Source organism: Sphingopyxis sp. (assembly GCF_016463645.1).
Taxonomy (GTDB): domain Bacteria; phylum Pseudomonadota; class Alphaproteobacteria; order Sphingomonadales; family Sphingomonadaceae; genus Sphingopyxis.
In genome coordinates, this window is the sequence record NZ_JAEMQX010000112.1 from 6,015 (window position 1) to 11,941 (window position 5,927).

General features: G+C 69.5%; 5 protein-coding genes. 3 read left to right on the forward strand and 2 right to left on the reverse strand.

What is annotated here, in order from left to right:
* The 3 genes from JHC57_RS17680 to trxA form a co-directional block, all read left to right on the forward strand.
* Positions 1 to 228, forward strand: a 228-nt coding sequence (locus JHC57_RS17680) for a hypothetical protein (protein ID WP_294031663.1), incomplete at its 5' end; no start/stop codon positions are given.
* Positions 225 to 3,710: a double-strand break repair helicase AddA gene (gene addA, locus JHC57_RS17685; RefSeq protein ID WP_294031664.1), complete on the forward strand. Its 3,486-nt coding sequence runs from the start codon at positions 225 to 227 to the stop codon at positions 3,708 to 3,710. The genes JHC57_RS17680 and addA, both read left to right, overlap by 4 nt.
* A gap of 33 nt (positions 3,711 to 3,743) precedes the next feature.
* Positions 3,744 to 4,064: a thioredoxin TrxA gene (gene trxA / locus JHC57_RS17690; protein WP_294031666.1), complete on the forward strand. Its 321-nt coding sequence runs from the start codon at positions 3,744 to 3,746 to the stop codon at positions 4,062 to 4,064.
* A gap of 50 nt (positions 4,065 to 4,114) precedes the next feature.
* On the opposite strand, the gene argJ is transcribed toward trxA, so the two are convergent.
* Together argJ and JHC57_RS17700 are read right to left on the reverse strand one after the other, a co-directional pair.
* Positions 4,115 to 5,341: a bifunctional glutamate N-acetyltransferase/amino-acid acetyltransferase ArgJ gene (argJ, locus tag JHC57_RS17695; protein ID WP_294031668.1), complete on the reverse strand. Its 1,227-nt coding sequence runs from the start codon at positions 5,339 to 5,341 to the stop codon at positions 4,115 to 4,117.
* A 157-nt stretch (positions 5,342 to 5,498) separates the two neighbouring features.
* Positions 5,499 to 5,927, reverse strand: a 429-nt coding sequence (locus JHC57_RS17700; RefSeq protein ID WP_294031669.1) for an aldehyde dehydrogenase family protein, incomplete at its 5' end; no start/stop codon positions are given.

The window sequence follows — 5,927 nt, forward strand, 5'->3', positions numbered from 1 at the left end:
AAGGGCATCGATGGCAGTGCCACGCCGACCCACGGGTCGCGGCGCAAGCTCAAGACCGCAGAGGAAGCGGTTGCGCGCGCCTATGAGGCGTTCGCCGAACTGACCGCGGCCTGGCTGCTGGGCGATGCGGCGTTCGCGCCCGGCGACGCGGTGAGGCGCTTCACCGATTACGACCAGCTGATGCGCCGCGACGAATGGTTCGGGCGCGGTGGGGAAGACGCTGCATGACGCGGCTCCACGATCTCGATCCCGCGCAGCAGGCGGCGGCGCAACCGGGCGAGCATGTCTGGCTGGGCGCGTCGGCGGGAACGGGCAAGACGCAGGTGCTGTCGGCGCGCGTGCTGCGACTGATGCTCGCGGGCGTCGCGCCCGACGCGATCCTCTGCATCACCTTCACCAAGGCGGGCGCGGCCGAAATGGCGCACCGCATCCACGAGCGGCTCGCACTGTGGGTGCGGATGGACGACGGCGATTTGCGGCTCGACCTTCGCGCGCTCGGTGCCGACTGGCAGCAGCCGGGCATCCTCGACCGCGCGCGCTCGCTGTTCGCCACGGTGATCGACAGCGCGGCGGGCGCGATCCGCGTGCAGACGATCCACAGTTTCTGCCAGACGCTGCTCGCGAGCTTTCCGCTCGAGGCGAAGATCATGCCGGGGTTCCGCGCGCTCGAGGAAGGCGAGGCGGCCGAGTTGCAGCGGCAGGTGATGGCGACGCTGCTCGCGCAGGCCGGCGCCGATGGCGATGCGATGCGCGGGCAGGCGGCGATGCTGTCGCGGCGGATGGGACAGGATGCCGCGATGGCGTTCCTCGTGCGCTGCGCGCATGCCTTTGCCGCGCCGTTCCAGACGCGGATATTGCCGCCGCGTGCGCATGATCTGCGCGCGGCGCTGGGGCTGCCGGACGGCGATCCCGATGCGTGGCTGGCAGGCCGGATCGGTGCGGGGGCGGTTGACGATGCGCATGTCCGGATGGTCGCGGCGAGCGGCGCGAACTGGGGCACGAAGACCGGGCTGGCCTGCGCGGACGCGATGGCCCGCTGGCTGGCCGCCGATGCGTCGGCGCGCGCGGCGATGCTCGGCGATCTGCTCGGTTGTTTCCTGACCGGCAAGGGCGAGCTGCGCGCCGATTTCGCGGGCGACAAGGGGCGGATGACCGATTGTGCGGGCAGCGCGGTGCGGATCGTCGAGGCCGCGCAGGAACTGCTCGCGACCGCCGCGGCGATGCAGGTCGCCGACGAACTCGCGGCGGCGTGGGATCTGGGAAGCCGTTTTGCCGAGGCCTATGCATCGGCGAAACGCGAGGGCGGGCTCGCCGATTTCGACGACCTGATCGCGATCGCGGGATCGCTGCTGCGGCTCGGGCAGTTCGGCGAATGGGTGCGTTTCAAGCTCGACCAGCGCACCGACCATATCCTTGTCGACGAGGCGCAGGATACGAACACGCGGCAATGGGCGATCGTCGCGGCGCTCGCCGGGGAATTTTTCGCTGGCGTGGGCGCGAAGGACGAGCGCGTCCGCACGATGTTCACCGTCGGCGATCGCAAGCAGGCGATCTTCGGTTTCCAGGGCACCGAACCCGCGGCGTTCGAGGCGGCGCGCATCCGGTTCGGCGAATGGGCGACCGACGGCGGCCAGCCCTTTGCCGAGGTCGACCTTGTCACCAACTACCGGTCGAGCCCCGCGGTGCTCGATATCGTCGATGCATGGGTTGCGGGTGGCGGGACCGGATTGATGGGGCTCGCGAGCGACGAGCCGCCACACCTGCCCTTTCGCAGCGCGCATCCGGGGCGCGTCGAGCTGTGGCAGCCGCTGCCGGTCGGAAAGGCGCTGGCGGCCGAGGGCGAGAACGAGGAGGCGATCGAGGACGAGGCGGGCGAGGGCGGCGATCCGCTCGCCCCCGCGAACGACCCTGCAAGCCTCCGCCTGTCGCGTGCGATCGCCGACGAGGTGCGGGAATGGATCCTGCACGGCAAGGACGGACGCAGCGTCGCGCCGGGCGATATATTGATCCTCGTCCGCCGCCGCCGCGATCTGGCGGCGCGGATCGTCGCGCGGCTGCAGTCGCTCGGCGTGCCGGTCGCGGGCGTCGACCGCTTCGCGCTGACGCAGCCGCTGGGAGTGCAGGACCTGCTGTCGGCGATGCGCTTCGCGATCCAGCCGCTCGACGATCTCAATCTCGCGGCGCTGCTCGTGTCGCCGCTGATCGGCTGGTCGCAGGACGATCTCTTCGGCTTTGCGCACGGGCGCGGCAAGCGCGCCTTGTGGGAGCAGCTCCGCGCGCGCGAGGCCGAGGTTCCGGCGGAGACGATGGCGGCGCTGCGCGGTCTGCTCGGCATGGCCGACCTCACGACGCCATACCGCTTCCTCGATCGCGTGCTGTCGGGGCCGATGCAGGGGCGGCGGCGGCTTTACGCGCGGCTGGGGCGCGAGGCGCGCGACCCGATCGACGAATTGCTGAATCAGGCGCTGAACTTCGAGCGTCAGCACAGGCCGTCGCTGCTCGCCTTCCTGAGCGAGGTCGAGGCGAGCCGCGCCGACGTCAAGCGCCAGACCGAGGCGCGCAGCGACGTCGTCCGCGTGATGACGGTGCACGGGTCGAAAGGGCTGCAGGCGCCGATCGTCATCCTCGCCGACGCGACCGACGATCCGGTGCAGCGCCAGCGCGGGTTCGACCTGTCGCTGGCGGGTTGGGACAGGCTCCCGGTGTTCGGCATGGGGCGCGACGAGCGGCACGGCGCGATCGCCGACGCGCACGACCGGAAGGCACAGGCCGAGATCGAGGAGCATTGGCGGCTGCTCTATGTCGCGATGACGCGCGCCGAGGAACTGCTCGTGGTCGCCGGCGTCACCAGGAAGGAAGATCGATCGCTGCCCGGGCTCTGCTGGCATGCCGCGGTCGACGGGGTGATGGAAGCCATGGGGCTCGACTGGCAGGATGCCGGGCCACGCTGGGGGCGGAAACGCGTCCATGCGGTCAATGCGAAAACATGGGCGCGACCGCGCGACAAGTCGCCCCACGCCGCGCCTGCGGTGACGGTCCCCGACTGGGCGACGCGTCCAGCGCCCGAAGAGGCGCGCCCGCCGCGTCCGCTCGCGCCATCGGCATTGGGCGAGGACGACGTGGCGACGCCGCCGCAGGGCGGCGCGCGCGCGGCGGCGGTCGAGCGCGGGTTGCTGCTCCACGCGCTGTTCGAGCGGCTGCCGCCGGTGGCGCCCGCGCGGCGGCGCATCGCGGCGGAGCATTGGCTGACGGTGCAGGCGGCGGCGCTCGATGAGGGCACGCGGTCGGCGATGGTGGACGAGGTGCTCGGCGTGATCGAGGATCCGGCGCACGCCGCGCTTTTCGGTCCCGGGTCGCTCGCCGAGGTGCCGCTGTCGGCGGTCGTCGACGGTATCGTCGTCGCGGGGATTGTCGACCGTTTGCTCGTCACCGATACGGCGGTGACGGTGATCGACTACAAGACGGGGCGGTACGTGCCCGAAAGCGCCGATGCGGTCGCGCCGGCCTATCTCCGCCAGATGGCGGCATATCGCGATGCGCTCGCGGTGATCTTTCCCGGCCGCCGCGTCGAGGCGGCGCTGCTCTATACCGGCGCCGCGCGGATGATCCGGCTGGGCGACGCGCTGCTCGACGCCAACAAGCCCGGCTTGACGGCAACCAAGGCGAATTTGCCGGGTTCCACCCTTGAGCCCGGCGCGCCGACGCCCTAGCTTGGCACCAACAATATTTCAGGAGTTCAGACTATGGGTACCAAGGCTATCACCGACGCGAGCTTCCAGTCGGACGTGCTCGACAGCGAGACCCCCGTGCTCGTCGATTTCTGGGCCGAATGGTGCGGTCCGTGCAAGATGATCGGCCCGGCGCTCGAGGAGATTTCGGACGAACTCGCGGGCAAGGTGGTCATCGCCAAGCTCAATATCGACGATCATCCCGATGCACCGAGCAAATATGGCGTGCGCGGCATTCCGACGATGATCCTGTTCAAGAATGGCGAGATCGCCGACACCAAGGTCGGCGCGGCGCCGAAGAGCGCGCTCAAGGGCTGGCTCGAAGGCGCTCTCTGACCTTCTTTCGTCACCCCGGATCAAGTCCGGGGTGACGATTTCAATTGGCTTCAGCTCCGGTAATCGGCGTTGATGCTGATATATCCGTGTGTCAGATCGCAGGTCCAGACGGTCGCGCGGCCCTCGCCGAGGCCGAGGTCGGCGCCGACGCGGATCTCGAGGCCTTTGAGATGCGCCGCGACGGGCGCTTCGTCATAACCGTCGACCGGCAGCCCGTCTTTCGCCACCCAGTGATCGCCGAAGCGGATCGCGAGGCGGTCGCGGTCGGCGGGCTCGCCCGCCTTGCCTACCGCCATCACGACGCGGCCCCAATTGGCGTCCTCGCCGGCAATCGCCGTTTTTACCAAAGGTGAGTTGGCAATCGCGAGCGCGACGCGCTTCGCACTGTCGTCGCTGACCGCGCCGGTTATCTGCACCTCGATGAATTTCGACGCGCCCTCGCCGTCGCGCACGACCTGTTGCGCGAGATCGAGCGCGACCGAACGGATTGCCGCATGGAGCGCGTCGGCGCCCGGATCGTCGCGCGTGGTGAGCATGGCGTTGCCTGCCTGCCCCGTGGCGAAGAGGAGCACCGTGTCGCTGGTCGAGGTATCGCTGTCGACGGTGATGCTGTTGAAGCTGCCGCCGGTCGCCTCGCTCAGCATGTCCTGAAGGAGCGCGGGCGCGACCGCGGCGTCGGTGAAGATATAGCCGAGCATCGTCGCCATGTCGGGCGCGATCATCCCCGAGCCCTTGACGATGCCCGCGACGTGGACGGTCTTGTCGCCGATGATGGCGCTGGCGGCAGAACCTTTCGGAAAGGTGTCGGTGGTCCCGATCGTCTCGGCGGCGGCTTCCCACGAGCAGGGCTCGGCGGTGAGCGCTGCCTCGACGCCGGCGCGCGCCTTGTCCTTCGGGAGCGGCACGCCGATGACGCCGGTCGAGCTCACGAAGACTTCGCGCGCGTCGCAGCCGAGGTGCCCGGCGACCTGCTCCATGATCTGCTCGACCGCCTCACGCCCGCGATAGCCGGTGAAGGCGTTGCTGTTGCCCGCGTTGACGATCAGCGCGCGGCCGATGCCGCCCTTGACCTGCTCGCGGCCGAGCTCGACTTCGGACGAGCAGCAGACATTGCGCGTGAAGACGCCCGCGACCGTGGTGCCGGGCGCCAGCTCGACATAGGTGAGGTCGCAGCGGTCCCAATTTTTGTACTGCGCGCGCGCGACGCGGCGCGTCACTCCGGCGATTTCGGGGAGGCTGGGGAAGGCGGCGGGAGCGAGAGGGGAGCGGGTGGTCATGCAGGTGCGCTTAATCGCTATCGGCCCAAAGCAAAACCCCTCCCGCAAGCGGGAGGGGCAGAGAGACTTGCGAGCTGCTCGCCAGTCGCAGCGGGGTGGGCAATTTCGACGTTGCCGGCCCACCCCCAGCCCCTCCCGCTTGCGAGAGGGGAGACGATCAGGCCGGAATACCGCTGATCGACTTCACTTCCATGAAGTCCTTGAGGCCGAACACACCGCCTTCGCGGCCGTTGCCCGACGCCTTGTAGCCGCCGAACGCCGCGCCCGGGCCGGGGCCCCATGCGTTGACCGCGACCATGCCGGCGCGCAGCTTCGGCGCGATTTCGGCGGCCTTGGCGGGGTCGCCCGAGACGACGGCCGAGAGGCCATATTCGGTGTCGTTGGCGATATCGACCGCTTGGTCGAGATCGTCATAGGCCATGATCGTCGCGACCGGGCCGAACACCTCTTCCTTGGCGATGCGCATATCGGGGGTGACGCCCGAGAAGACCGTCGGCTTGATATAATAGCCGCGGTTGACGTTCGACGGCAGGCCGGTGCCGCCGGTCTCCAGCGTCGCGCCTTCGTCGATCGCCGACTGGATCAG

Bases quoted from the DNA above. Each gene is read 5' to 3' on its own strand.
- addA (WP_294031664.1), top strand. From the start codon at position 225: ATGACGCGGCTCCACGATCTCGATCCCGCGCAGCAGGCGGCGGCGCAA.
- trxA (WP_294031666.1), top strand. From the start codon at position 3,744: ATGGGTACCAAGGCTATCACCGACGCGAGCTTCCAGTCGGACGTGCTC.
- argJ (WP_294031668.1), bottom strand. From the start codon at position 5,341: ATGACCACCCGCTCCCCTCTCGCTCCCGCCGCCTTCCCCAGCCTCCCC.